Below are 26,097 nucleotides of genomic sequence, written 5' to 3' on the forward strand. Positions count from 1 at the left end.
GCTCAGCGACGCGCGCCGGCGATCCGGGAGGAGAGCTGGTGCGCATGCGCCATCAGCGTCCGTCCCAGCTGGGCGAGGCGGTCGGGGCCGAACCGGAACTCGACCCCGGTCAGGCTCAGCGCCCACTCCGGCCGGCCGCTGCGGTCGAAGACCGCGGCCCCCATGCCCCAGCTGCCCTCGACGATCAGGCCGGGGTTCACGGCGTACCCGCGTTCCTTGGTCTCGGCGAGGCGCCGCCGCAGCGGGGCGAGCCCGTGGGTGCGTCCCCAGCGCTCACTGAGCTCGGGGTGGCGTTCGAGGTAGGCATCCACATCGTGGTCAGGCAGGAACGACAGGATCGCGAGCCCTGCGCTGGCCACGCCGAGCGGGAAGCGCACGCCCTCGCTGAGCACGAACGACCGGATCGGGAACGAGCCCTCCTCGCGCAGCAGGCAGACGGTCTCGTCCGCGCGGCGGACCGAGAGGAACGCGCTCTCCTCCGTCTTGACGGCCAGCGAGCGCACGATGTCGCGTGCCAGCGCTGTCACGTCGTATCGGGCCGCTGCCACGGATCCCATGAGGAACAGCTCCGGTCCCGGCATCCACCGGGCGGTCTCCTCGTCGCGATCGACGAGGCCCTCGGCGCGCAGGGCGCTGAGCAGCCGGTGGACCGTGGAGCGGGACAGATCGGCCGCATGCGCGAGCGACTGCAGCGTCGCGCCGTCCTCTCCGCCGGACGTGACCAGACGCAGCAGGCGGGCGGCGCGCGCCACTGCCTGTGCACCGGGAACGACGCGACCTGGGCTGTCCATAATGTGGACGCTACCCTCCGAATCGCCCACATCGCAAGACCGGGGTTCAGTAGGCGAGGCTGAGGGCGGATGCTGGAGGAAGACCTCACACGAAGGAGTGCTGCGTGATCGACAAGCAATGGGCATCGGCTGCCGAAGCCGTCGCCGACATCCAGGACGGTGCGTCCCTCGCCGTGGGCGGGTTCGGCCTCTCCGGAAACCCGATCGCGCTGATCGAAGCCCTGCTCGCTCAGGGCACGACCGACCTCGGCATCGTCAGCAACAACTGCGGAGTCGACGACTGGGGACTCGGCATCCTGCTGAACGCGCAGCGCATCCGCAAGATGACCTCGTCGTACGTCGGCGAGAACAAGGAGTTCGAGCGGCAGTTCCTCTCCGGTGAGCTCGAGCTCGAACTCACCCCGCAGGGGACGCTCGCCGAGAAGCTGCGCGCCGGCGGATCAGGCATCGCCGCGTTCTTCACCCAGACCGGCGTCGGCACGCAGGTCGCAGAGGGCGGCCTGCCGCGCCGCTACAACGCCGACGGCTCGATCGCGGTCGCCTCACCCGTGAAGGACGTGCGCTCCTTCGACGTCGACGGCACGCCGAAGGACTTCGTCCTCGAAGAGGCCATCACGACCGACTTCGCACTCGTGCACGCCGCGGCCGGAGACCGGCACGGCAACCTCGTCTTCAACAAGGCCGCGCGCAACTTCAACCCGCTCGCCGCCATGGCGGGCAGGATCTGCATCGCCCAGGTCGAGCAGCTCGTCGAACCGGGGCAGATCGACCCGGACCGCGTGCACCTGCCCGGTGTCTTCGTGCACCGCATCGTCGAGGTCGGTACCGACATCGAGAAGCGCATCGAGCGGCGCACGGTCACCCGGCCGGCCTCCGCAACGGAAGGAGCCTGACCATGGCACTCACTCGCGAGCAGATGGCCGCCCGTGCCGCCGCCGAGCTCACCGACGGCTCCTACGTGAATCTGGGCATCGGACTGCCGACCCTCGTTCCCAACTACGTTCCCGACGGTGTCACCGTCGTGCTGCAGTCCGAGAACGGCATCCTCGGCGTCGGCCCGTATCCGACCGAGGACGCCGTCGACCCCGACCTCATCAACGCCGGCAAGGAGACCGTCACGACCCTGCCGGGTACGGCGTTCTTCGACTCGGCGACCAGCTTCGGCATGATCCGCGGCGGCAAGATCGACGCCGCGATCCTCGGCGCCATGCAGGTGTCCGCCACCGGCGACCTCGCGAACTGGATGATCCCGGGCAAGATGGTCAAGGGACCCGGCGGTGCGATGGACCTCGTCCATGGCGCTGGCCGACTCATCATCCTCATGGAGCACGTCGCCAAGGACGGCTCCGCGAAGATCGTCGATGAGTGCTCGCTGCCGCTGACCGGCAGGGGGGTGGCGCACCGCATCATCACCGACCTCGCCGTGATCGACGTCACGGACGAGGGGCTCGTCCTCGTGGAGACCGCGCCGGGCGTGACCGCCCAGCAGGTCATCGACGCGACCGAACCGCCGCTGATCGTGTCGGAAGAACTGAAGGAGATCTCATGACCGATGTCGTCATCGTCGCCGCCGCACGCACCCCGCAGGGGCGCCTCAAGGGACAGCTCGCGTCGTTCACCGCTCCGCAGCTCGGCTCGTTCGCGATCAAGGGCGCCCTGGACCAGGCATCCATCGACCCGGCCGCGGTCGACGCCGTCATCGTCGGCCAGGTGCTCGCGGCGGGCTCCGGCCAGAACGCCGCGCGCCAGGCGTCGATCGGCGCCGGCATCGGCTGGGACGTGCCCGCCCACTCGGTCAACAAGGTCTGCCTGTCCGGGCTCACGGCGATCATCGACGCGGCGCGCATGATCCGCACCGGGGATGCCACGACGGTGGTCGCCGCGGGCATGGAGTCGATGACCCGCGCTCCGCACCTGCTGATGGGCTCTCGCGACGGCTGGACGTACGGAACGGTCGAGGTACTCGACCACATGGCCTACGACGGGCTCACCGACGCGTACGACCAGGAGAGCATGGGCGCATCGACGGAGCGGCACAACGAGCGCTTCGAGCTCACCCGCGAGGCGCAGGACGAGGTGGCCGCCCTGTCGCACCAGCGTGCTGCCGCCGCCGCGGATGCCGGCGCGTTCGATGCCGAGATCGTCACCGTCGAAGTGCCGCAGCGTCGTGGCGAGCCGATCGTCGTCAGCCGAGACGAGGGCGTGCGCCCGGACACCACGGTCGAGACGCTCGGGAAGCTCCGTGCCGCCTTCGCCGACGGCGGATCGATCACCGCCGGCAACTCGTCGCAGATCTCCGACGGCGCATCGGCCGTCGTGGTCACCACTCGCGAGAACGCTGAGGCCCGGGGCTGGCCCGTGCTCGCCACGATCGGCGCGAGCGGCCAGACCGCCGGTCCCGACAACTCGCTGCAGGCGCAGCCGGCGCAGGCGATCGCCCGCGCTCTCGCGAAGCAGGGGATCAAGGCTGCCGACCTCGACCTCGTCGAGATCAACGAAGCCTTCGGCGCGGTCGTCGCACGCTCGCAGACTGAGCTCGGCATCTCGAGCGACATCGTGAACATCCACGGCGGCGGCATCGCGATCGGCCACCCGATAGGCGCCTCCGGGAACCGGCTCGTCGTGCACATGGCGCACGAACTCGCGAAGCGCGGTACCGGCACCGTCGCGGTCGGACTGTGCGGCGGCGGTGGTCAGGGCGAGGCGCTGATCCTCACACGCTGAGCGAACGAGCCGGGTGCGGGGATCAGCGCCGGTCCTTGGCGTGTCCCTGAGCGTCACTCAGCGCCTTCTGGGACCGGAACTGCAGACGCTGGGCCTTCTTCGCCTTCTTCACGGACTGCGGTGAGTCGGCGTCGACGAGATCGCCGCGACGCTCGCGCCTCATGTCGACCACCGCGCCGATCGCGAGCGCCAGGGTGATTCCCCAGCTCAACCAGGAGATGACAGATCGCCAGGTGATGGGTTCATCGCGCGTGCCGCGCAGCAGCTGCACCCCTGCCGAGATCGCTGCGACGAGTCCGGTGCTGAAGAGGTAGCGCATGGCCCCACGCTACCGGCATCCGTTCCCGCACGCGTAAGGCCTGGAAACACTCAGCGAGGATCGCTAGGATCGACGCGGCGCGTGAGCGCTTGAAGCTGTGTATCTACCGGCCGTCGGCATCCCGACGGAAAGCGGCGGCACCTGATCCCGCGCCGTTCGGGCGCGCGAGAGCCATGACCCAGACACACGCACCTGCCCCCTCCCGAGGGCCCGCCTCCGCGAGCCTGCTCCGCACCGCGGGGCTTCCATACTTCCTGATCGCGTTCGTTGCGCGCCTGCCGTTCGCCATGATGGTCGTCGGCGTCCTCACCGTCGTCGTCTCGGCCCGCGGATCCTTGTCGCTCGGCGGCCTCACCTCGGCTGCCGTCGGCATCGGCACCGCCTGCTTCGGGCCGCTGCTCGGGGCCGCCGCCGATCGCTTCGGCCAGCGCTCCGTCCTGATGATCCTCGCGATCGCCAACAGCGCGATGCTGATCGTTTTCACTCTCGTCGTCTACAGCACGGCCGTGGACGCACTCGTGCTGCTCGCCGCCTTCGGAATCGGCGCGACCGCGCCCCAGGTCGCGCCGATGTCCAGATCACGCCTGGTCGCGATCATCAACGAGCGGATGCCGGAATCGCAGCGCGCACGCACTCTCTCCGGAACCATGGCCTACGAGTCCGCGGCGGATGAGACGGTGTTCGTGTTCGGTCCGTTCCTCGTCGGCATCGCCGGATCATGGATCGCGCCGTGGGCACCCCTGGTCGGAGCAGCTGCGCTCACCATCGCGTTCGTCGTCGCCTTCGCGCTGCATCCCAGCGGACGTCACGTCTCCGCCGAGCGGGGGAGCGACGGGCGGGCCCCGTCCGCGGCATCCGAGCTGTTCCGCCCGCAGCTGCTCGTCGTGGTCGTCGGCATCCTCGGCGTCGGGCTCTTCTTCGGCGCCACGCTGACCTCGCTCACGGCGTTCATGGCCGACAGGGGAGCGCCGGAGGAAGCCGGTCTGCTCTACGGCGTCATGGGCGTCGGGTCTGCGATCCTCGCCCTCGGTGTCGCCTGGCTGCCGCCGCGCTTCTCTCTGCGGGCGCGCTGGCTGGTGTTCGCCGCGATCCTGCTGCTCGGCTCCCTGCTGCTGGCCGGGGTGGGATCCCCGACAGGCATGGCTGCGGTACTGGCGCTCATGGGCATCGGCATCGGCCCGACACTCGTGACGCAGTACAGCTTCGGTGCCGCCCGCAGTCCGCTCGGTCGTTCGGCCACCGTGATGACGATGCTCGGCTCCGGCGTGATCGTCGGCCAGTCCATCGGCTCCGCAGTCACCGGCGAGGTTGCGCAGTCCGTCGGCACCGTCCCGGCGCTGATGCTGCCGGCCGGCGCTGCCGCGATCGTGCTCGTCGCCGGCGTCCTGAATTGGTTCGCCAGCCGCACCGGGCCGCGCACTCGGTAGCCTGGGGTCAGGCCACAGGCAGCGAGGAGCTCCCATGAACACCGCAGAATTCGTCGTCGTCGCGAACCGTCTTCCGGTGGACAGAGTGGTGGGGCCGGACGGCTCTGAGACCTGGCGCACCTCTCCGGGCGGTCTCGTCGCGGCCCTCGAGCCGGTGATGAAGTCGGTCGACGGCGCCTGGGTGGGCTGGGCGGGTCAAGCCGACCTCGAACTCGAGCCATTCGTCGCGAACGACATCCGGCTCATCCCGATCGCCCTCAGCGAGCAGGAGGTCGCCGAGTACTACGAGGGATTCGCGAACGACACCATCTGGCCGCTCTACCACGACGTGATCGCGTCCCCGCAGTATCACCGGGAGTGGTGGGACGCCTACGTGACCGTCAACCGCCGATTCGCCGAGGCTGCAGCCCACGCGGTGGCGCCGAACGGCACTGTCTGGGTGCACGATTACCAGCTGCAGCTCGTGCCGGAGATGGTGCGGGCGCTCCGCCCCGACGTCACGATCGGGTACTTCCACCACATCCCGTTCCCCGCGCACGGACTCTACGCGCAGCTGCCGTGGCGCGATCAGGTGCTGCGCGGGCTCCTCGGCGCCGATGTCATCGGCTTCCAGCGGGCGCAGGACGCCAACTACTTCCTCGCCGCCGTGCGGCGCCGCCTGCAGTACAGCGTGAAGGCGTCGATCGTCGAGGTACCGGGCGAGAGCGGATCGCGTCCGGTGCTCGCCAAGGCGTTCCCGATATCGATCGACACCTCTCCGTACCTCGAACTGATCGCGAAACCGGAGGTGCAGGCGCGGGCGCTCGAGATTCGCGAGAGCCTGGGCCGCCCCTCACGCATCCTCCTCGGCGTCGACCGGCTCGATTACACCAAGGGCATCCGGCATCGCATCAAGGCCTACGGAGAGCTGCTCGCCGAGGGGCGCCTGAACGTCGAGGACGTCACGCTGATTCAGGTCGCCAGCCCCAGCCGTGAGCGCGTCGACGCGTACGTGCACCTTCGCGACGAGATCGAGCTCGCTGTCAGCCGGATCAACGGCGACACCGACACCATGGGCCACACAGCCATCCGCTACCTGCACCAGGGGTTCCCGCGTGAGGAGATGGTCGCCCTGTACCTCGCAGCCGACGTCATGCTCGTCACGGCGCTGCGCGACGGCATGAACCTCGTCGCCAAGGAGTACATCGCCACCCGCGCCGACAACCGCGGCGTGCTCGTGCTCAGCGAGTTCACCGGCGCCGCCGACGAACTGCGCCGCGCTGTGCGCGTGAACCCGCACGACATCGAGGGACTCAAGGATGCCATCATGACCGCCGTCGAGATGGAACCGGCCGAACAGGGCAGGCGGATGAGATCACTGCGCAAGCGCGTTCTCGAGCACGACGTCAATGCCTGGTCGTCGTCGTTCCTCGAGGCGCTGTCCGCCGTGCGCGCACGGCACGGGTGACAGACCGTCATGCGTGAGATCGGGGTCGCGCACGCGTGAGAGGCTGGTCGAGAATCGACCCCGACGAGGAGACCCGCTGTGACCCGCACCTGGACGCCCGGAACCGCCGACGACGCACTGACCGCCATCGCCACCACCCCGCGACTGGTCATCGCCCTCGACTTCGACGGAACGGCATCCCCGCTCGTGCCCGACCCGATGGCCGCTCGCGCGCTGCCGGAGGTCAAGGTGCAGCTCGACCGTCTCGCGGCGCTGCCGGACACGTTCGTCGCCTACGTCTCCGGACGCAGCATGAACGACCTTCGCGTCATCACCGAGCACAGCGACGAATCGAGCTTCTCGCTCGCCGGATCCCACGGGGCGCAGTACTGGTTCCCGGGTGTGGGCGACTCCGACGCCCCTGGCTCGGCGACCGAGGCCGGCGCGCGCGAGGAGCTCTGGGCCGCCGCACAGCCGATCGTCGATCGCTACGAGGGCGTCGGGCTCGAGCCGAAGACGTTCGGGATGGGCATCCACACCCGTCGCGCGACGCCGGAGGTCGAAGCTGCCGCCTTCGCGGAGATCGACGCCCTGGTCGCGGAGCGCTTCCCGCACTGGCGGCGCCGCTCCGGCCATCGCGTGCTGGAGTTCTCCTCGCGCGTCGAGGGCAAGGACACCGCGATGAGCGTGCTGCGCGAGCAGTTCGACGCCACCGGCATCCTGTTCGCCGGCGACGACGTGACCGACGAGGACGCCATGCGGGTGCTGCAGCCCGGCGACCTCGGCGTAAGGGTCGGTCCCGGCGAAACGGCGGCCGCAGTGCGTGTGGACACTCCACAAGACATCGCCGCTCTTCTGGGCGCGCTGGCGTCGGAGCGCGCCGCCGGACGGGAATAGACTGCCGTCATGTCCTCGCAAGATCCTTCTTCGAACGCGCCCATCGACATCAAGCCCCGCAGCCGCGTCGTCACCGACGGCATCGAGGCCACGACTTCCCGAGGCATGCTCCGTGCCGTCGGGATGGGTGATGAGGACTGGGACAAGCCGCAGATCGGCATCGCGTCCAGCTGGAACGAGATCACGCCCTGCAACCTGAGCCTCGACCGGCTCGCGCAGGGTGCGAAGGAGGGCGTGCACTCGGGCGGTGGCTACCCGCTGCAGTTCGGCACCATCTCGGTCTCGGACGGCATCTCGATGGGCCACGAGGGGATGCACTTCTCGCTCGTGTCGCGCGAGGTCATCGCCGACTCGGTCGAGACCGTCATGATGGCCGAGCGCCTCGACGGCAGCGTGCTGCTGGCCGGCTGCGACAAGTCGATCCCCGGGATGCTGATGGCCAGTGCGCGCCTCGATCTCTCCAGCGTCTTCCTCTACGCCGGCTCCATCGCACCGGGATGGGTGAAGCTCTCGGACGGCACCGAGAAGGACGTCACCATCATCGACTCCTTCGAGGCCGTCGGCGCCTGCCGTGCGGGTCTCATGAGTGAAGAGGACCTCAAGCGCATCGAGTGCGCGATCGCTCCTGGCGAAGGCGCGTGCGGCGGCATGTACACCGCGAACACGATGGCATCCGTCGCCGAGGCCCTCGGTCTCAGCCTGCCCGGCTCCGCCGCCCCGCCGGCGGCTGACCGCCGCCGCGACTACTTCGCCCACCGCTCCGGCGAGGCCGTCGTGAATCTGCTGCGTCAGGGGATCACGACCCGCGACATCCTCACCAGGGAGGCCTTCGAGAACGCGATCGCCCTGGCCATGGCCCTCGGCGGTTCGACGAACGTCGTGCTGCACCTGCTCGCCATCGCCCGCGAGGCCGATGTCGAACTGAGCCTGCACGACTTCAACCGCATCGGCGACAGGGTGCCGCACGTCGCCGATATGAAGCCCTTCGGCAAGTACGTCATGAACGACGTCGACCGCCATGGCGGCATCCCCGTGATCATGAAGGCCATGCTCGACGAGGGCCTGCTGCACGGCGACGCCCTCACCGTCACCGGCAAGACGCTCGCCGAGAACCTCGCGGACCTCGACCCGCAGCCGATCGACGGCGAGGTCATCCATACCTTCGACAACCCGATCCACGCCACCGGCGGCCTCACGATCCTGCATGGATCGCTTGCCCCCGAAGGCGCGGTCGTGAAGACCGCCGGCTTCGACGCCACCGTGTTCGAGGGCCCCGCGCGGGTCTTCGAGCGCGAGCGCGCCGCGATGGATGCCGTCGCGAACGGTGAGATCAACGCCGGCGAGGTCATCGTCATCCGCTACGAGGGTCCCAAGGGCGGACCGGGCATGCGCGAGATGCTCGCGATCACCGCTGCCATCAAGGGCGCGGGGCTCGGAAAAGATGTACTACTCTTGACGGACGGACGATTCTCAGGCGGCACAACCGGCCTGTGCATCGGCCACATAGCACCCGAAGCGGTGGACGCTGGTCCCATCGCCTTCGTGCGCGATGGTGATCTGATACGGGTCGATATCGCAGCTCGCTCTCTTGACTTACTCGTCGACGAGGCAGAGCTCGCCTCCCGCCGCTCTGGCTGGGAGCCGCTTCCCCCGCGCTATACCCGTGGCGTTCTTGCCAAGTACTCGCGACTCGTGCGCTCCGCTGCGGAGGGTGCGACGACCGGATGATGCTTTCGTCTTCCGACGACATTCAGATCACCAAGGAATGACATGACTGCTGACGCTGTATCGGCCGTGCCCCGGCCGCCGTCCTCGAAGAGCTCCGCCCCGGAGATCACCGGCGCGGAGGCCGTGGTCCGCTCGCTCGAGCTGCTCGGCGTCACCGACGTCTTCGGCCTCCCCGGGGGCGCGATCCTCCCGGTCTACGACCCGTTGATGGACGCGTCCGAGCTCCGCCACATCCTCGTTCGTCACGAGCAGGGCGCCGGACACGCCGCAGAGGGCTACGCCTCGGCATCCGGAAGGGTCGGCGTGTGCATCGCGACCTCCGGTCCCGGCGCGACCAACCTCGTCACGGCGATCGCCGACGCCTACATGGACTCGGTCCCCATGGTCGCGATCACCGGCCAGGTGTTCTCGACGCTGATGGGGACGGACGCGTTCCAGGAGGCCGACATCGTCGGCATCACGATGCCCGTGACGAAGCACTCTTTCCTCGTGAAGGACGCGCGCGACATCCCAGGTGCGATCGCCGCCGCCTTCGAGATCGCCTCGACCGGTCGACCCGGTCCCGTGCTGGTCGACATCACCAAGGACGCGCAGCAGGACGTCGCGCCGTTCGTCTGGCCACCGAAGATCGATCTGCCGGGCTACCGCCCGGTGACGAAGGCGCACGGCAAGCAGATCCAGGCCGCGGCCGCCCTGCTGGCGGAGGCGAAGAAGCCGGTGCTGTACGTCGGCGGCGGTGTGGTGCGCGGACGAGCGGCAGCCGAGCTCAAAGAGCTGGCCGAGTCCACGGGCGCGCCGGTCGTGACGACGCTGATGGCGCGCGGTGCCTTCCCCGACTCGCACCCGCAGCACCTGGGCATGCCGGGTATGCACGGCACGGTGCCCGCGGTGCTCGCGCTGCAGGAGGCCGATCTGCTCGTCTCGCTCGGCGCGAGGTTCGATGACCGCGTCACGGGCAAGGCGGCGCTGTTCGCCCCGCACGCGAAGGTCGTGCACGTCGACATCGACCCGGCCGAGATCTCCAAGATCCGCACGGCCGACGTGCCGATCGTGGGTGACGTGCGCGATGTGCTCACCGATCTGGATGCCGCGTACCGCGGGATCGTCGGCAGCACCAAGCCCGACATCTCGGACTGGTGGGCGTACCTCGACGGGCTGCGCGACGAGTTCCCGCTCGGCTACACGGAGCCCAGCGACGGTCTGCTCGCACCCCAGTACGTGATCTCCCGCATCGGCGAGCTGACAGGTCCGGAGGGCATCTACGCAGCCGGCGTCGGGCAGCACCAGATGTGGGCTGCGCAGTTCATCAAGTACGAGCGCCCCAACGCGTGGCTGAACTCCGGGGGAGCGGGCACGATGGGCTACTCGGTGCCTGCGGCCATGGGCGCGAAGGTCGCAGAACCCGACCGCGTGGTCTGGTCGATCGACGGCGACGGATGCTTCCAGATGACCAATCAGGAGCTCGCGACCTGTGCGATCAACAACATCCCGATCAAGGTCGCCATCATCAACAACTCGTCGCTCGGGATGGTGCGCCAGTGGCAGACCCTGTTCTACGACGGGCGCCACTCCAACACCGATCTGAACACCGGTCATGGCACGATCCGGATCCCCGACTTCGTCAAGCTCGCCGAGGCGTACGGATGCCTCGCGATCCGCGTCGAGAAGGAGGAGGAGGTGGATGCCGCGATCAAGCTGGCCCTCGAGACCAACGACCGTCCCGTGGTCATCGACTTCGTCGTCTCCGCCGACTCGATGGTGTGGCCGATGGTGCCGCAGGGAGTGAGCAACAACTACGTCCAGTACGCGCGCGATCACGCTCCCGCGTTCGATGAGGAGGTCTGAGTCATGTCCAAGCACGTGCTGAGTCTCCTCGTCGAGGACACCCCGGGTCTGCTGACCCGAGTCGCAGGGCTCTTCGCCCGTCGCGGCTTCAACATCGAATCCCTCGCGGTCGGCGTGACCGAGGTGCCGGGCGTGTCCCGCATCACGGTCGTCGTCGACGTCGAGGAGCTGCCGCTCGAGCAGGTGACCAAGCAGCTGAACAAGCTCGTGAACGTCATCAAGATCGTCGAACTCGACCCTGCCGGGTCCGTGCAGCGCCAGCACATGCTGGTGAAGGTGCGCACAGACAACACGACGCGGTCGAACGTGATCGAGGTCGTGAACCTGTTCCGCGCGTCGGTCGTCGACTACGCCTCGGACGCGCTGGTGATCGAGGTCACCGGCGACCAGGGCAAGGTCGAGGCGCTGCTGCGTGCGCTAGAGCCCTTCGGCGTCAAGGAGATCGCGCAGTCGGGCCTCCTCGCCATCGGCCGCGGCGGCAAGAGCATCACCGAACGCGTACTGCGCGGCTGAGTCATCCCATAAACCTCGATAGGAAAGAGAAACACAACGTGAGTACTGAGATCTTCTACGACGACGACGCCGACCTGTCCCTCATCCAGGGCAAGAAGGTCGCGATCGTCGGCTACGGCTCGCAGGGCCACGCCCACGCGCAGAACCTGCGCGACTCGGGCGTCGAGGTCGCGATCGCCCTCAAGGACGGCTCCAAGTCGGCTCCCAAGGCCGAGGAGGCCGGCTTCCCGGTCAAGAACGTCGCGGATGCCACGGCCTGGGCAGACCTGATCATGATCCTCGCGCCGGACCAGCACCAGCGCACGATCTACTCCGAGTCGATCGCGCCGAACCTCACCGCGGGCAAGACCCTCGCCTTCGCACACGGCTTCAACATCCGCTTCGGCTACATCGACGCCCCCGAGGGTGTCGACGTCATCCTCGTCGCTCCGAAGGCGCCCGGCCACACCGTGCGTCGTGAGTTCGTCGCAGGGCGCGGCATCCCGGACATCATCGCCGTCGAGAAGGATGCCTCCGGCAACGCCTGGGATCTCGCGCTGTCGTACGCCAAGGCCATCGGCGGCACCCGCGCCGGCGTCATCAAGACGACCTTCACGGAAGAGACCGAGACCGACCTGTTCGGTGAGCAGGCCGTGCTCTGCGGCGGCATGAGCCACCTCGTGCAGGCCGGCTTCGAGACGCTGACCGAGGCGGGCTACCAGCCGCAGATCGCATACTTCGAGGTTCTGCACGAGCTCAAGCTCATCGTGGACCTGATGTGGGAGGGCGGCATCGCCAAGCAGCGCTGGTCGATCTCCGACACCGCCGAGTACGGCGACTACGTCTCCGGTCCGCGCGTCATCGACTCCGCCGTCAAGGAGAGCATGAAGGGCGTGCTCGCCGACATTCAGTCCGGAGCCTTCGCCAAGCGCTTCATCGACGACCAGGACAACGGCGCGAAGGAGTTCCAGGAGCTTCGCGCCAAGGAGGAGCAGCACCCGATCGAGACGACCGGCAAGGAGCTGCGCTCGCTGTTCGCCTGGAAGCAACAGGATGAGGACTACGTCGACGGATCCGCTGCGCGCTGACGCCGACATCGTTGAGAAAGGGCGCCCCTCGGGGCGCCCTTTCGCGTCGGAGCGGTCCGTGGCGACCCTTAGACATCCGATGTCTGTGCCAGGATGGAGACTGATCCAGAGAAAGGTGCGGCATGCGGCAGCAGTGGTTCGACGAGGCGCGATTCGGGTTGTTCGTCCATTTCGGGCTGTACAGCGCGGCAGCGCGTCACGAATGGGTGCAGAACTACGAGCGCCTCACCGACGACGACTATCGGCAGTACTTCGAGAACTTCGATCCCGACCTCTTCGATGCGCGGGCGATCGCGCGTCGGGCCAGGAACACCGGTATGGGGTACGTCGTACTGACCACGAAGCATCACGACGGTTTCGCGCTCTGGGACTCGGGGCTCACCGACTTCACGTCACAGACCGCGTGCGGCCGCGACCTGGTGCGCGAGTACGTCGACGCGCTCCGTGCAGAGGGTCTCAAGGTAGGTCTCTACCACTCGGTGATCGACTGGCACCATCCGGATTTCACCGTCGACTGGAACCACCCGCGCCGTGACGACGAGAATGCTCACGAGCTCAACGCGGGGCGCGACATGGCTCGCTACCGCGCCTACCTGCACGGTCAGGTGCGCGAGTTGCTGACCGGCTACGGCGAGATCGACTACCTGTTCTTCGACTTCACGTACCCGGAGGCCAAGAACGGCTGGGAGGGCAAAGGACCGGAGGACTGGGATGCCGACGCGCTGCTGGCGATGTGCCGGGAGCTGCAGCCGGGGATGCTCGTGAACGACCGGCTGGGCATTCCCGCCGACTTCGTCACGCCCGAGCAGTATCAGCCGACGTCGCGGCTCGTGGAGGACGGCGTTCCAGTGGTCTGGGAGGCGTGCCAGACGCTCAACGGATCCTGGGGCTACCACCGCGACAACACCGACCAGAAGTCGGCGGTGCTGCTCGCGCAGATGCTCGTCGATTCCGTGTCGATGGATGGGAACATGCTGCTGAACATCGGTCCCGACGGCCGCGGTGCGATCGCTCCACGCGACGCCGCGACGCTCGGCGAGCTCGGCGAGTGGATGCGTCTTCACCGGGATTCCGTCATCGGTGCGGGGCATGCCTCGTTCACGCCGCCTCGAGAAGGCGTCTACACGCGCCGCGGCGACCGGGTGTACCTGCACCTCTTCAGCTGGCCGCTCGGTTACGTGCACCTTCCCGATCTCGCGGGACGTGTGCGCTATGCGCGCCTGCTCAATGACGGCTCGTGGCTGAAGACGTCCGTGTCCGACCCGGAACAGCAGGCGACGCTCATGACTCCGGCCGGCGAGGCGGAGGGCACCCTGACGGTGCACCTGCCGGTGCGACGACCGGACGTCCTGATGCCGGTCGTCGAGCTCACGCTGAAGGACGACTAGGCGGAATCGTCGGTGGCCGTCTCAACCGGCGGCCACCGGCAGCTCGATCTGCTCGAGCGCCATGCGCGCCGCACCGTGCAGGATCGCATCCGCACCGGTGGCCGCCGCCTCGATGCGCAGCCGCTGCGTGGCCAGCGGGTGGCAGGCTTCGTACACGCGGCTGCGCACGGCGGCGATGAACGGCTCCGAGGCGCTCATGCTCCCGGTGAGGAAGACGGCATCGGGGTTGAAGAAGTTGACGACTCCGGAGAGGGCCTGTCCGAGATGCGTTCCTGCCGTCCGGACGAGAGTCGTCGCCTCCGGGTCGGCGTCGCGGGCGAGCGCCAGCACGTCGGCGATGGTGCCGACGTCCGTGTGGCCCCGCTCATGCATCTGGCGCACCAGGCTCGCCCCACTGGCGACCGTCTCGAGGCATCCGGTGTTGCCGCAGGAGCAGGGGAGGTCGCCGCTGCCGTCGATTCGCGTGTGAGTGATGTCGCCGGCTGCACCGGTCGCACCGCGATGCACATGCCCGTCGACCACGATCCCGCTGCCGATGGCGGTGCCGGCCTTGACGGTGATGCTGTGGCGGGCGTATCCGAACTGCTCGCGATGCTCGCCCAGTGCTGCGAGGTTGGCGTCGTTGTCCACGGCCACTCCCGCCCCGTACCGCTCGTGCAGATACTCGCGGACGGGGAAGCCGGGCCATCCGGGCATGCGTGACGGCTGATCGACAGTGCCCGCCGCGATGTCCACCGGGCCGGGCAGGCTCACTCCGACCGCTCTGAGGACCTCGTCCCCGATGAGACGGTCCAGCACCTCGCCGACGCGATTCAGGGTCCGTTCCGGGCCCTCGGTGAGATCGACCGAGATCGTCTGCGAGTTCAGCAGGGCGCCGCTGAGCGAATGGCGTCCGATCAGAGCGTGCCGGCCACCGAGATCGACGGTGAGGATGATCCCGGCGAAGGCGGGCACGCGCAGGACGCGAGGGCGTCTCCCGCCTCGCGACGCGCCGTCTCCGGCCTCCTCGAGCAGGCCCGCATCGAGCAGCGTCTGCACCCGCAGGCCCACGGTGGATGGCGCGAGGCCGAGTTCAGCGGCGAGATCCGTGCGCGAGCGCGCAGCTCCCCGGGCGACGAGGTCCAGGATGCTGCGTCCGTCTTCTGCCATGCGGGCGGTGGTGATCTCCATGGCTCTCTTTCGTGTGATTCAGCGGGTTCCGGCCAGCGTATCGGCCGCCATGAACTGTGTTTCGAAGCTGTAAACATCGGATGTCCGGCTTGCGGCATCTTTCGGACTATGACAGCGTAACTTCATACGAACACGTATGAAGTTAGTTCGAAGCACGAATTAACACTCAGGTTCACACCAACAAGGAGTCATTCGATGAAGAAGATGCGCGTAGGGGCCGTGGCAGTCGCCACCGGTGTCGCCGTGGTTCTGACCGGGTGTGCCAGCGGCGCAGGAAGCGCTGGCGAGGCCGACGGCGACACGATCGTCGTCGACATGTGGTCCGGAAGCGAGAGCGACACGGAGGCGCTGGAGGCCCAGATCGCGATTGCGCAGGAGCAGAACCCGGACATCAAGATCAAGCTGCAGACGTCGCCGTGGAGCGACTTCTTCACCAAGCTCACCACGAACATGGCCAGCGGCAACATGGCCTGTGTGACGGGCATGAGTGGTGCGCAGCTCGGCGGGTACACGCAGGGCTTCCGCGAGCTGACCGATGAGGATCTCGAGACCGCAGGGCTGGACAAGACCGACTTCACTCCCGGCTCGGACGGCATCCTCAGCTTCGGCGGCAAGCTCTACGGCATGCCGTTCGATGTGTCGGCCATGCTGACGTTCTACAACCAGGACATGCTCGACGCCGCAGGCGCCGCCACCCCCGAGATCGGCTGGACGTTCGACGATTTCGAGCAGATCGCCGCCACCGCGACCACCGACGGCAAGTACGGCTTCGGCATGGGCATGGGCGGCTACCAGTGGCTCTCGGTGCCGATGTCCTACTCCGGCACGCAGCCCGCGGACGAGTCGGGCACCCTGCACATCGACGATGCGGACTTCGTCGATGCCGCGACCTGGTACGCCGGTCTCGTCACCGATCAGAAGGTCGCAGCTCCCGTCGCATCCGCGTCCGACACGGGCTGGGGCGAGAACCAGTACACCGGCGGCAACGCGGCCATGGCCGTCGACGGCACCTGGAATGCCGTGAGCTACCTGAACAACGACGCCGGCTTCACCGCGGGCATGGCGCCGCTCCCTGCGGGCCCCTCCGGCGCCATGAGCCCCGTGCTCGGATCCGGCTACGGCATCGCGAAGGACTGCGCCAACCCCGAGGCGGCGCTCAAGGTCATGGGCTCGCTCCTGAGCCCCGACGCCCAGGACTACATCGCCTCGTCCGGTCGCTCGTACCCGGCGCTGACGGCGTCGCAGCCGCTGTACTTCGACTCGATCGACGAGGAGTACCGCGACCAGGTGCAGTCCGTCTTCGAGGCCGCGTTCGAGAACACGGTTCCGCTCTACATGACCGACAACTGGGCCAAGCTCGAGTCCTACATCCAGCCCAACCTGGTCAGCGTCTACAACGGCGACCTGTCCATGGCGGAGATGCTCGGCAACGCCCAGGCGCAGTTCGGCAACTGAGCCGATCAGCGCACCAGCAGTGACAAGAGAGAACTGAGATGACGACGAGCACGACACGACGTCGCGGTTCGCTCGCCAAGGTGGAGTCTCGCCAGGCGCTGGGGTTCGCATCCCCGGCCCTGGTGGGGCTCGCCCTGTTCACGATCGTGCCCGTCGGGCTGTCGATCGTGATGAGCGTCTTCGACTGGCCGGCATTCGGCGACCGCACCTTCAGCGGAGTGGACAACTACGTCCGGCTGTTCACGAACAGCCCTGACTTCTGGCCCGCCCTGCGCAACACCGCGATCTACACGGTGCTGTACGTGCCGTTGAGCATCGCGCTGTCTCTGGCTCTCGCCCTGGGCCTCGGGCCGCGCATCCGCGGCCGCGGTGCCCTGCGCGTGCTGTTCTTCATCCCGGTGGTGACCCCGATGGTCGCCAACGTGCTCGTCTGGAAGATGATGCTGCAGCCGCAGGGTCTGTTCAACGGCCTCTCGCAGAGCTGGTTCGGCATCCAGCTTCCGAATTTCCTCGCCGACCCCTCCTGGGCGATGATCATGGTCGTCGTCATGAGCGTGTGGCAGGGACTCGGCTACAACATGCTGATCTTCTCCGCGGCGCTCGAGCAGTTGCCCGACAGCGTGCTCGAAGCAGCCAGCATCGACGGTGCGCAGGGCTTCCGTCGAACGTGGAGCATCATCATCCCGATGATCTCGCCGTCCATCTTCTTCGCCACGATCATGACGATGATCACCTCTCTCCAGGTGTTCGTGCAGCCCCAGATGCTGACCGGCGGCGGCCCGGGCAACGCCACCAAGCCGCTCGTGATGTACATCTGGGAGCAGGGCTTCACATTCGGGGACCTCGGACTCGCCGCCGCAGCCGCCTGGATCCTGTTCGCCATCATCATCGCGATCACCGGAATCCAGTTCGCCGCGCAGAAGAAGTGGGTGCACTATGAGCACTGAGACCCTTGTCCGTCCGGACGTGACCACCTCGGTCGTACGGCAGGAGCGTCAGAGCCGGCGCGGTTCCGAGAGCACCCCGGCCGCGCGCATCCGCCTCGTCATCGCTCACGTGTGCATCTATCTCGCGGCTCTCGTCTTCATGGCACCGCTGGTGTACGCGTTCTTCTCCGCGCTGAAGCCCAACTCGGAGATGTTCTCGATGCCGCCGACTCTGGTGGGCAGCGAGATCAAGTGGTCGAACTTCATCGACGTCTTCAGCTACGGCCCGTTCGCCACCTACATCTTCAACTCCTTCCTCGTGGCGGTGCTCGGAACGCTCACCGTCCTGGTCGTCTCCACCACGGCCGGCTACGCGTTCGGCAGGCTGCGCTGGAAGGGACGCGACGCCGTCTTCGTGCTGTTCCTGGCCACGCTGATGGTGCCCGCAGAAGTACTGGTCATCCCGATGTTCCAGGTGATGCAGTGGTTCAACTGGGTCAACACGCTGCAGGCCCTCGTGCTGCCGTTCGCCTTCGGCGCGTTCGGCACCTTCCTCATGCGCCAGTTCTTCCGCGGCATCCCGTACGAGCTCGAGGAAGCCGCGCGCGTCGACGGGGCGGGGCCGATTCGCAGCTTCCTGCAGATCATCCTGCCGCTGTCCAAGTCGGCGGTCGCGGTGCTGGCGGTCTTCACCTTCCTGTCCTTCTGGAACAGCTATCTGTGGCCGCTCATCGTCACGGTCGACTACGACACGCTCGGCACTCTGCCTGTCGGTCTCGCGAGCTTCGCTGGCCTGACCGGGACGCGCTGGGATCTGCAGATGGCGGCAGCGATCATCTCGATGGTGCCGACGGTGCTGCTGGTGATCATCCTGCAGAAGCACCTGGTCAAGGGCATCGCCATGGCCGGCCTCGGCGGACGCTGAGCGAATGATGACTCAGCATCATGGAACCAGTGCGCCCACCCCGCCCCGGATACCGGGCCGAGCCGGTATCGCCGGAATCGACATCGGCGGCACGAAGATCGCGGCGCTCGTCGTAAACGAGGGCGGCGAGATCGTCGCGCGCGGCGTCACCCCGGCGCCGGCGCGCGACGGGGGAACCGCGATGGCGGACGCCGCCGCGCGACTGACCCTTGATCTGGTCGCTTCGGCCGGTATCGAGCTCACCGCCGCGGGGGTGGGCGCCGCAGGCGTGATCGACCACGAGGCCGGTGTCGTGCGCGCGGCATCGGCGACCTTCGTGGACTGGGCGGGCTTCCCGCTCGCAGACGAACTCGGCGCCCGTCTCGGCGTGCCCGTCGCTGTGGAGAACGATGTCAACGCATTCCTCCTCGGTGAACTCAGTCGCGGAACCGAATCCGCGCGGGACGTCCTGGGTGTGATGCTCGGCACCGGCGTCGGAGGTGCCGTCGTTCTCGACGGCACTCTCCGGCACGGGCCGCACGGCGCAGCCGGCGAGATCGGCCACACGCCGGGATTCAGCGACGTGGTGTGCACGTGCGGTCAGACCGGACATCTCGAGACGCTCGCGTCGGGAACGTCGATCGGCCTGCGCTACGCGGATCGCACCGGCGTGCACGGAGTCGTCGCCTCGCAGGTTGCCGATCGTGCCCGCGCCGGCGATGAGGACGCCATCGCCGTCTTCGACGCCGCAGGCCGGGCGCTCGCGCTCGCGTGCGTGAGCGCCGCCGGCCTGCTCGATCTCGACAGCGCCGTGGTCGGGGGTGGCGTCATCCGATCCTGGGATCTGCTGCAGCCGGCGATCGAGCGGACGCTGAGCACGGACTCACCGGTGTCCGGAATCCCACTGCGGATCGTCCCGGCCGCCCTCGGCGGCGACGCGGTGGCGCTCGGCGCTGTCGCATCAGCGAGGCGGTTGCACCTGGTCCGCAGCGTCAAGAGCACATCATCATCGACCGTCGAAGGAGAAGTCGCGTGACCTCGCGCCCGGAAGCACATGAGATCTGGATGGGGCCGCTCAGCCCGCTGTCGCCGGGCGGAATCGCCCGACCGCGCATCGGCATCGCGGGCATCTCGATCGAGTCGAGCACGTTCTCGCCGCACGTCTCGGGCGACGAGGCGTTCACCATCCGCGCCGGTGACGAGCTGCGCGCCTACTACCCGTTCCTCGACGCCGGCCGCGAACTCGGTGAGGCCGCGGAGTGGGTGCCGCTCACCCACGGCCGCTCGCTTCCCGGCGGGGCCGTGGATCCGGACACCTACCTGAGGATGAAGGATGCCATCGTCTCCGGCATCCGCGAGCAGGGTCCCTTCGACGGGTTCTTCTTCGACATCCACGGAGCGATGAGCGTCATCGGCACGACCGATGCCGAAGGCGATCTCGCGACCGCCGTGCGCGAAGCCCTCGGCGAGGACACGCTCGTGGCCACCTCGATGGACCTTCACGGCAACGTCTCCGAGGTGCTGCGCGACGCGGTGGACCTGCTCACCTGCTATCGGATGGCTCCGCACGAGGACTGGCTGAACACCAAGGAACGGGCTGTGCACACGCTGCTGGCGCGGTTGCGCGGGCCGCATGGTTCGGATCCGCTGGGGCGGCGGCCCTGGAAGGCGTGGGTTCCGGTGCCGGTGCTGCTGCCGGGGGAGAAGACCAGCACCCGCCTCGAGCCGGCGCGGAGCATCTATGCACGACTTCCCGAGATCGAGGCAATGGACGGCGTGGTCGACGCGGCAGTCTGGATCGGTTACGCCTGGGCGGATGAGCCACGCTGTCAGGCGTACGTCGTCGTCACCGGTGATGACCGAGACCTGATCGCACGCGAGTCCGAGCAGGTCGCCCGGATGTTCTGGGACGCCAGGGAGGATTTCGTGTTCGTGGCCGAGACAGCGGATCTCGACGGTGCGCTCGAGAAGGCGCTGGCGCCGGGCGCGGCCCGACCGTATCTGATCTCGGACTCGGGGGACAACCCAACCGCCGGAGGAGCGGGCGACGTGACCTGGACACTCACCCAGCTGCTCGCGCACCCCGAGCTGACCGATGGCGGGCACACCACCCTCGTCGCTTCCGTCTTCGACCGCGACGCCGTCGCGGAGGCCGTCCGCGCAGGGGTCGGAGCCACGGTCACGCTGCGCGCCGGAGCTCGCGTGGACGACGGACCGTCCGGTCCGGTCGAGATCACCGGAACCGTGTTCTCGATCACCCCCGGCGACCCGGTGGCGGGAACGCAGGTGGTCCTGAACGCGGGCGGTGTGCACGCGATCATCACCGAACGCCGGAAGCCGTTCCACCATCTCGACGACTTCCGGATGCTGGGACTTGACCCCCAGGCGGCCGATGTCGTCGTGGTCAAGATCGGCTACCTGGAGCCGGAGCTCTACGAGCTCGCCGCCGACTGGACTCTCGCGCTCACTCCCGGTGGCGTCGACCAGGACCTGCTGCGACTCGGACACACCGCGCTCCAGCCCGGTGTGTACCCCTTCGACAAGACCGGAAAGCCGGCACTCACCGCAGTCGTGGGTCGCCGAGGAGAGGAGAACCCCTCATGATGAACTTCGAGAAGCGCACCGGTCCCGACTTCGGGTCAGCCGCGCCGACGTATCCGACCGGCGACGTCCCCGAGTGGTATCGCGACGCCAAGCTCGGGTTCTTCGTGCACTGGGGTCTGTACTCGATGCCCGCCTGGGCGGTGGCGCATCCCGAAGGAGGCGTTCCGACCGAGGACGCGTACGCGTGGCACCAGTATGCGGAGTGGTACGGCAACACCGTGCGCATCGCGGGGAGCCCCAGCTGGCGACGGCACCAGGAGCTCTACGGTGCGGGCCGATCCTACGAGGACCTGGCGGAGCTCTGGGACGCGTCGGCATTCGATGCGGACGCCTTCGTGGGCGAGCTGGTCGGCGCGGGCGCGCGGTACGTCGTGCCGACGACGAAGCATCACGAAGGGTTCTGCCTCTGGGACACGGCCACCACGACGTTCAACTCCGCGACACGCGGACCCCGCCGCGACCTCATCGGCGAGTTCCACGACGCCACGCGGCGCGCAGGCGCCCGGTTCGGCGTGTACTACTCGGGCGCGCTGGACTGGCACGTCAGTGATTTCCCGCCCATCGAGTCCGACACGGACCTGTTCCGCCACCGCCGGAATGACGAGGCCTTCTCGCGGTACTCCGCGCAGCAGCTGGAAGAGCTCGTAGAGCGGTTCGCACCAGACCTCCTCTGGAACGACATCGACTGGCCCGACGGAGGGAAGGGCAGCGACGAGTTCGCCGTCGCCGCAGTGCTGTCGCGCTACTTCTCCCGCGTGCCGGACGGCGTGGTCAACGACCGGTGGGGCGTTCCTTACCATGGCTTCCTGACTCGGGAGTACACCAACATCGACGAGATCCAGTCGGAGGTGTGGGAGTCCACCCGCGGCCTCGGCTTCTCGTTCGGGTACAACCAGGCCGAGGACGACAGTCACACCCTGTCGGGTCCGGATCTGATCCGTATGCTTGTCGACGTGGTCTCCAAGAACGGCAACCTCCTCATCAACGTCGGGCCGACCGCGAGCGGCGAGATCCCCGAACTGCAGCGGGTCACCATGCGCGCGCTGGGCGCCTGGATGAAGACGAACGGCGGCGCCGTGTACGGAACCCGGCCCTGGGTGCGCTTCGGTGAACAGGCGGGGGAGCCCCGGCGCTACGTCCAGTCGGATGCCGGCATCCACGTGCACGCGCTGGATCCGCGCGCGGGCGAGATCCGTCTGCCCGCAGAGCTGGCCGCGTCTCGCGCACGCTGGGCCGACGGCTCAGCGGCCTCGTTCTCGGCGGACTCGAGCGGCGTGGAGGCGGTCGCGATCCCCGACGGGCTGCGGACTGAACCCGTCGCCGTGCTGACGGTGCCGCGATGACCGGGCGGAGCGTCGCCCTCGAGATCGCCGTCCAGGATGCCGCCGGCGCCCGTGACGCGTTCGCCGCCGGAGCCGACCGACTCGAGCTCTGCCAGGCGCTCGGCGCCACCGGAGGCATAACGCCCTCCGCCGCCACCCTGGACGCAGTGCTCGGAGCCGGTGCCCCAGGCAGGGTCGCGGTCCTCGTCCGGCCGAGGCCCGGCGGCTTCGTCTACGACCAGGACGAGGCAGCGGTCGTCGAGTCCGACATCCGCGATGTCGTGCGCCGGGGAGCAGGAGGCGTGGTCATCGGCGCCCTCACCCACGCCGGTCGCGTCGATCGCGACGTCGTCCGTCGGTGGAGGGATGCCGCCGGCGATGTGGAGTTCGTGTTCCACCGCGCGATCGACACGCTGCCCGAGCCCGAGGCGGTGCTCGACGACCTCGTCGATCTTGGCGTGACCCGGATTCTCACCAGCGGAGGAGCGGCACGCAGCATCGATGGCGTCCCGGTGATCGAACGCCTCGTCGCAGCGGGCGCTGGGCGACTGCAGATCATGGCGGGTGGCGGCGTGCGCGTCGAGGACATCCCGGCGCTGGCGGCGACCGGCGTGGATGCCGTGCACCTGTCGGCGAAGCGGCTCTCCGACGCCCCCGCGCCCAGCGGGCCCGGCGGCGGACCGGACCGGCATGAGATCACGGATCGCACCATCGTCGCCGCGGCTCGCTCCGCCATCAGCTAGCGGGTGAGCTCCTCGAGCACCTCGATCACGTGACGATACGGCTTGCCGGTCGCACGGGTCATGCCGATCTCGCAGGTGCGGTTCGCTGACACGAACGCGTCGAACCCTGTACGCGCCTCGTCCGCCGCGGCCACCTCGGCCGATTCGACAGCCGTCGCGCTGGCGGTGAGCTCGGGATGCAGCATCCCGCGGTCGCCCGCGAATGCGCAGCATCCCCAGCCGTCGGGCACGTAGACCTCATCCGCCACGGCTCCCGCCAGGGCGGTCAGCGCACCGGTCGCGCCGAGCGCGGTCGTCGAGCACGTGGGGTGGACGGCGATCGAGTCCAGTTTCGCTGAGACGGTCAGGCGAGGGAGCACTTCGCGGGCGACGAACGTCGTCGCATCCTCTACGCGCAATCCGGCGTATTCCGGATACTCGGCGAGCGACTTCGACAGCATGACGTGCAGCCCTTCGGTGCAGGATGCTGCATCGCAGACCACGGGCAGTTCGCCGTGTCGGCTCGCCTCCCACAGCGAGGAGAGCACGCTGGCGGTCATCCGGTCGTAGCCCGCGAGATGACCCTTCGACTTCCACGGCGTTCCGCAGCACAGACCGCCCGCGTCATCCGGGACGACGACCGGGATGCCGGCGCGCTCGAGCAGCACCCGCAGTGCGTCGCGGGAGCCGGGACCGTCGCCCTCGGGCCCGAACATCGTTCCGATGCAGGCGCCGAAGAACACCGCCTGTGCATCCGCGGACGAGACCGGCGTCGGGGCCTTCGAGCCGCCACGGGGGAGACTCGCGTCGTACAGCGGCATCGTGTCGGCGCCGAGCACGGCACGACCGACCTGGGTGGCACCCCTCACCAGAGGGGCGGGCAGGGCATCCGCGATGGTCAGGGCGACGCCGCCGATCCTCGTGACTGCGCCCCAGCCCTTCGCAGCGACGTCCCATAGTCCGTCCTCGAGCTTCGATGCCTCCTCGGCACGAAGCCGCCGTACGAGGTCACCGGTGTTGATGTCGACCGGGCACGCAACCCCGCACATCCCGTCCACCGCGCAGGTCTGCACGCCTTCGTAGTCGTAGTCCGCGCGCAGCTCGCTCGCGAGCTGCGCGTCTCCCTGCTCCTCGGCCCAGGCCATGTCACGGCGCAGCACGATCCGCTGCCGGGGCGTCAGGGTGATGTCCTTGCTCGGACAGGTCGGTTCGCAGTAACCGCACTCGACGCAGCGGTCGACCTCGCTCTCGACCGTCGGTACGCGCTTGAGGTCGTGCAGATACGACTCGGCATCCTCCGAGAGCACGACGCCGGGGTTCAGGATCCCGGCGGGGTCGATGAGGCGCTTGATATCCCACATCATGTCGGTGAGGAAGTCGCCGTACTGACGACGCACGAACGGCGCCATGATCCGCCCCGTTCCGTGCTCCGCCTTGAGCGATCCGTCCTGGCTGAGCACGAGGTCGACCAGGTCCGCCGTGAACCGTCGATAGCGCTCGATGCTCGTGGCGTCATCGAAGCGCTCGTTCAGGAGGAAGTGGACGTTGCCGTCCTTGGCGTGCCCGAAGATCACCGAGTCCTCGTACTCGTGCTCCTCGAACAGCTCGATCAGCCGTTCGCAGGTGCCGAGCAACCGGCCGACCGGCACGACGATGTCTTCGAGCAGCGCGGTCGTGCCGGACGGGCGGGCACCCGCGACGGCGGTGTACAGTCCCTTGCGCACCTGCCACAGCGAAGCGCGGTCGGCGGTGGCGGTCGTCAGGGACGGCTCGACGGCGAGCGGGAGGGCCTGGAAGTGCCGCAGAGCGGCATCGCTCGCGACGGAGAGCTCATCGACGCTCGATGCGTGCACTTCGACGAGGAGCGCGGCGTGCTGGTCGACCTCGATCGCCGCGATGGATGCCGGGACGTCGCTGAGTCCCTGCGCGACGCGCAGGGACGCGGCATCCATCAGCTCGATCGTCGCGAGCCCCTGCGCCACGAGACCGGGCAGGGCCGCCATGGCGTCCGCGAGCGAGGCGAACACGAGCAGGCCGGTCGCGATCCGCGGGCGCACCTCGACCGTTCGGAATCGCGCCTCCGCGACGAAGGCCAGCGTGCCCTCCGAGCCGATCACGAGGTGCTCGAGGATCTTCACCGGATCGTCGAAGTCGAGCAGTGCGTTCAAGCCGTAGCCCATGGTGTTCTTCATCGCGAACTGCGCGCGCACGAAAGCGGCGGATTCCGGAGCCGCCAGCAGCCGCTCGCGCAGCGACACGAGCCCGTCGACGATTGCGGGCTCCGCGACCCGCAATCGTGCGAGCGCGTCAGGAGCGGCGGTGTCGACGACGGTGCCGCTCGGGAGCACCAGCAGCAGCGAGTCGACTGTCTGGTACGAGTTCTCCGTGACGCCGCATGCCATGCCGCTGGAGTTGTTCGCGATCACGCCGCCGATCGTGCAGGCGATCTCGCTCGCCGGGTCGGGGCCGAGCTTGCGGCCGTGACGTGCCAGCCGCGTGTTCACCTGGCGCACGGTGGCCCCGGGTTCGACGCGCACCAGGCGCCCCTCGTCTTCGACGCGGATACCGCGGAAGTGGCTGCGAGTGTCGACCAGGATGTCGCCCGAGACCGCCTGTCCCGACAGGCTCGTGCCGCCCGACCGGAAGGTGAGGGTGCGCTCCGCCGCGCGGACTGCGTCGAATGCGCGGGCGACGCCGGCGGCATCCCGCGGCGCCAGGACGGCATCGGGGATGAGCAGGTAGTGCGAGGCGTCGTGTGCGCGGGCGAATCGATCGATCGAGCGGGACGTGATCGTCGTGTCGGCCCCGAGCACGTCGATGTCGAGCGGGTGCGCGAGAGCCGTGGACACGACAACCTCCCCGAATTGTC

At 68.4% G+C, this 26,097-nt stretch carries 22 protein-coding genes; 18 read left to right on the forward strand and 4 right to left on the reverse strand.

Annotated features, from left to right (window positions below; translation table 11 throughout):
• Positions 1–2: 2 nt before the first annotated feature.
• Entirely contained in the window at positions 3–791 is a 789-nt protein-coding gene (locus IM776_RS07145) for an IclR family transcriptional regulator (RefSeq protein WP_194422291.1), read from the reverse strand.
• Positions 792–895: 104 nt separating this feature from the next.
• On the opposite strand from IM776_RS07145, the gene IM776_RS07150 reads away from it, so the two are divergent.
• Genes IM776_RS07150 through IM776_RS07160 form a run of 3 tightly spaced genes read left to right on the forward strand, consistent with a single transcriptional unit; the run spans position 896 to position 3,515 of the window.
• Positions 896–1,684, forward strand: coding sequence for a CoA transferase subunit A (locus tag IM776_RS07150; RefSeq protein WP_194422292.1), 789 nt, complete (start codon positions 896–898; stop codon positions 1,682–1,684).
• A gap of 2 nt (positions 1,685–1,686) precedes the next feature.
• On the forward strand, positions 1,687–2,340 hold the full coding sequence (locus IM776_RS07155) for a 3-oxoacid CoA-transferase subunit B (RefSeq protein ID WP_194422293.1): 654 nt from the start codon (positions 1,687–1,689) through the stop codon (positions 2,338–2,340).
• Entirely contained in the window at positions 2,337–3,515 is a 1,179-nt protein-coding gene (locus IM776_RS07160) for an acetyl-CoA C-acetyltransferase (protein ID WP_194422294.1), read from the forward strand. The genes IM776_RS07155 and IM776_RS07160 overlap by 4 nt, the downstream gene beginning before the upstream one ends.
• Positions 3,516–3,537: 22 nt before the next feature.
• On the opposite strand, the gene IM776_RS07165 is transcribed toward IM776_RS07160, so the two are convergent.
• Entirely contained in the window at positions 3,538–3,834 is a 297-nt protein-coding gene (locus IM776_RS07165) for a hypothetical protein (protein WP_194422295.1), read from the reverse strand.
• 173 nt (positions 3,835–4,007) lie between these two features.
• Between IM776_RS07165 and IM776_RS07170 the strand changes: the two genes are divergently transcribed.
• From IM776_RS07170 to IM776_RS07205, 8 genes are all read left to right on the forward strand, one after another.
• On the forward strand, positions 4,008–5,261 hold the full coding sequence (locus tag IM776_RS07170) for an MFS transporter (protein WP_194422296.1): 1,254 nt from the start codon (positions 4,008–4,010) through the stop codon (positions 5,259–5,261).
• 34 nt (positions 5,262–5,295) lie between these two features.
• Positions 5,296–6,708 (forward strand): alpha,alpha-trehalose-phosphate synthase (UDP-forming), encoded by a 1,413-nt coding sequence (locus IM776_RS07175; protein ID WP_194422297.1) that lies wholly within the window; start codon positions 5,296–5,298, stop codon positions 6,706–6,708.
• 78 nt (positions 6,709–6,786) lie between these two features.
• Positions 6,787–7,584, forward strand: coding sequence for a trehalose-phosphatase (otsB, locus tag IM776_RS07180; protein ID WP_194422298.1), 798 nt, complete (start codon positions 6,787–6,789; stop codon positions 7,582–7,584).
• A 9-nt stretch (positions 7,585–7,593) separates the two neighbouring features.
• Positions 7,594–9,312 carry a dihydroxy-acid dehydratase gene (gene ilvD / locus IM776_RS07185; protein ID WP_194422299.1) on the forward strand — a complete coding sequence of 573 codons (1,719 nt, stop codon included), beginning with the start codon at positions 7,594–7,596 and terminating at the stop codon, positions 9,310–9,312.
• 42 nt (positions 9,313–9,354) lie between these two features.
• Complete coding sequence (locus tag IM776_RS07190; protein WP_194422300.1) at positions 9,355–11,157, forward strand: acetolactate synthase large subunit; 1,803 nt, start codon at positions 9,355–9,357, stop codon at positions 11,155–11,157.
• A 3-nt stretch (positions 11,158–11,160) separates the two neighbouring features.
• The gene (gene ilvN / locus IM776_RS07195; protein ID WP_147037864.1) at positions 11,161–11,670 is read left to right on the forward strand and encodes an acetolactate synthase small subunit; all 510 of its coding nucleotides are present in this window, start codon (positions 11,161–11,163) and stop codon (positions 11,668–11,670) included.
• A 38-nt stretch (positions 11,671–11,708) separates the two neighbouring features.
• Positions 11,709–12,737 (forward strand): ketol-acid reductoisomerase, encoded by a 1,029-nt coding sequence (gene ilvC, locus IM776_RS07200; RefSeq protein WP_194422301.1) that lies wholly within the window; start codon positions 11,709–11,711, stop codon positions 12,735–12,737.
• A 122-nt stretch (positions 12,738–12,859) separates the two neighbouring features.
• Positions 12,860–14,125 (forward strand): alpha-L-fucosidase, encoded by a 1,266-nt coding sequence (locus IM776_RS07205; protein ID WP_194422302.1) that lies wholly within the window; start codon positions 12,860–12,862, stop codon positions 14,123–14,125.
• A 21-nt stretch (positions 14,126–14,146) separates the two neighbouring features.
• Here IM776_RS07205 and IM776_RS07210 read toward each other — a convergent pair whose 3' ends face one another.
• Positions 14,147–15,295 carry an ROK family transcriptional regulator gene (locus tag IM776_RS07210; RefSeq protein ID WP_194422303.1) on the reverse strand — a complete coding sequence of 383 codons (1,149 nt, stop codon included), beginning with the start codon at positions 15,293–15,295 and terminating at the stop codon, positions 14,147–14,149.
• A 195-nt stretch (positions 15,296–15,490) separates the two neighbouring features.
• Here IM776_RS07210 and IM776_RS07215 point away from each other — a divergent pair, with 195 nt between their 5' ends.
• From IM776_RS07215 to IM776_RS07245, 7 genes are read left to right on the forward strand one after another with little or no spacing between them, the layout of a single operon-like run.
• On the forward strand, positions 15,491–16,750 hold the full coding sequence (locus tag IM776_RS07215) for an ABC transporter substrate-binding protein (protein WP_228479963.1): 1,260 nt from the start codon (positions 15,491–15,493) through the stop codon (positions 16,748–16,750).
• 38 nt (positions 16,751–16,788) lie between these two features.
• Positions 16,789–17,697 (forward strand): carbohydrate ABC transporter permease, encoded by a 909-nt coding sequence (locus tag IM776_RS07220; protein WP_194422304.1) that lies wholly within the window; start codon positions 16,789–16,791, stop codon positions 17,695–17,697.
• Positions 17,687–18,601 (forward strand): carbohydrate ABC transporter permease, encoded by a 915-nt coding sequence (locus tag IM776_RS07225; RefSeq protein WP_194422305.1) that lies wholly within the window; start codon positions 17,687–17,689, stop codon positions 18,599–18,601. Before IM776_RS07220 ends, IM776_RS07225 begins: the two co-directional genes overlap by 11 nt.
• Before the next feature lie 4 nt (positions 18,602–18,605).
• Entirely contained in the window at positions 18,606–19,616 is a 1,011-nt protein-coding gene (locus IM776_RS07230) for an ROK family protein (RefSeq protein ID WP_194422306.1), read from the forward strand.
• 29 nt (positions 19,617–19,645) lie between these two features.
• Complete coding sequence (locus tag IM776_RS07235; protein WP_323741061.1) at positions 19,646–21,184, forward strand: M81 family metallopeptidase; 1,539 nt, start codon at positions 19,646–19,648, stop codon at positions 21,182–21,184.
• Positions 21,181–22,527, forward strand: coding sequence for an alpha-L-fucosidase (locus tag IM776_RS07240; protein ID WP_194422308.1), 1,347 nt, complete (start codon positions 21,181–21,183; stop codon positions 22,525–22,527). Before IM776_RS07235 ends, IM776_RS07240 begins: the two co-directional genes overlap by 4 nt.
• Positions 22,524–23,249: a copper homeostasis protein CutC gene (locus IM776_RS07245; RefSeq protein ID WP_194422309.1), complete on the forward strand. Its 726-nt coding sequence runs from the start codon at positions 22,524–22,526 to the stop codon at positions 23,247–23,249. Before IM776_RS07240 ends, IM776_RS07245 begins: the two co-directional genes overlap by 4 nt.
• Here IM776_RS07245 and IM776_RS07250 read toward each other — a convergent pair.
• Positions 23,246–26,077, reverse strand: coding sequence for an FAD-binding and (Fe-S)-binding domain-containing protein (locus tag IM776_RS07250; RefSeq protein ID WP_194422310.1), 2,832 nt, complete (start codon positions 26,075–26,077; stop codon positions 23,246–23,248). The genes IM776_RS07245 and IM776_RS07250 overlap by 4 nt on opposite strands.
• Positions 26,078–26,097: the final 20 nt, after the last annotated feature.

The sequence above is a fragment of the Microbacterium abyssi genome (genome assembly GCF_015277895.1).
Classification (GTDB): domain Bacteria; phylum Actinomycetota; class Actinomycetes; order Actinomycetales; family Microbacteriaceae; genus Microbacterium; species Microbacterium abyssi.

Coding starts and splice junctions, on each gene's coding strand:
- IM776_RS07145 (WP_194422291.1), bottom strand. CDS start 791: ATGGACAGCCCAGGTCGCGTCGTTCCCGGTGCACAGGCAGTGGCGCGC.
- IM776_RS07155 (WP_194422293.1), top strand. CDS start 1,687: ATGGCACTCACTCGCGAGCAGATGGCCGCCCGTGCCGCCGCCGAGCTC.
- IM776_RS07160 (WP_194422294.1), top strand. CDS start 2,337: ATGACCGATGTCGTCATCGTCGCCGCCGCACGCACCCCGCAGGGGCGC.
- IM776_RS07165 (WP_194422295.1), bottom strand. CDS start 3,834: ATGCGCTACCTCTTCAGCACCGGACTCGTCGCAGCGATCTCGGCAGGG.
- IM776_RS07170 (WP_194422296.1), top strand. CDS start 4,008: ATGACCCAGACACACGCACCTGCCCCCTCCCGAGGGCCCGCCTCCGCG.
- IM776_RS07175 (WP_194422297.1), top strand. CDS start 5,296: ATGAACACCGCAGAATTCGTCGTCGTCGCGAACCGTCTTCCGGTGGAC.
- ilvD (WP_194422299.1), top strand. CDS start 7,594: ATGTCCTCGCAAGATCCTTCTTCGAACGCGCCCATCGACATCAAGCCC.
- IM776_RS07190 (WP_194422300.1), top strand. CDS start 9,355: ATGACTGCTGACGCTGTATCGGCCGTGCCCCGGCCGCCGTCCTCGAAG.
- ilvN (WP_147037864.1), top strand. CDS start 11,161: ATGTCCAAGCACGTGCTGAGTCTCCTCGTCGAGGACACCCCGGGTCTG.
- IM776_RS07205 (WP_194422302.1), top strand. CDS start 12,860: ATGCGGCAGCAGTGGTTCGACGAGGCGCGATTCGGGTTGTTCGTCCAT.
- IM776_RS07210 (WP_194422303.1), bottom strand. CDS start 15,295: ATGGAGATCACCACCGCCCGCATGGCAGAAGACGGACGCAGCATCCTG.
- IM776_RS07215 (WP_228479963.1), top strand. CDS start 15,491: ATGAAGAAGATGCGCGTAGGGGCCGTGGCAGTCGCCACCGGTGTCGCC.
- IM776_RS07220 (WP_194422304.1), top strand. CDS start 16,789: ATGACGACGAGCACGACACGACGTCGCGGTTCGCTCGCCAAGGTGGAG.
- IM776_RS07225 (WP_194422305.1), top strand. CDS start 17,687: ATGAGCACTGAGACCCTTGTCCGTCCGGACGTGACCACCTCGGTCGTA.
- IM776_RS07230 (WP_194422306.1), top strand. CDS start 18,606: ATGATGACTCAGCATCATGGAACCAGTGCGCCCACCCCGCCCCGGATA.
- IM776_RS07235 (WP_323741061.1), top strand. CDS start 19,646: ATGGGGCCGCTCAGCCCGCTGTCGCCGGGCGGAATCGCCCGACCGCGC.
- IM776_RS07240 (WP_194422308.1), top strand. CDS start 21,181: ATGATGAACTTCGAGAAGCGCACCGGTCCCGACTTCGGGTCAGCCGCG.
- IM776_RS07245 (WP_194422309.1), top strand. CDS start 22,524: ATGACCGGGCGGAGCGTCGCCCTCGAGATCGCCGTCCAGGATGCCGCC.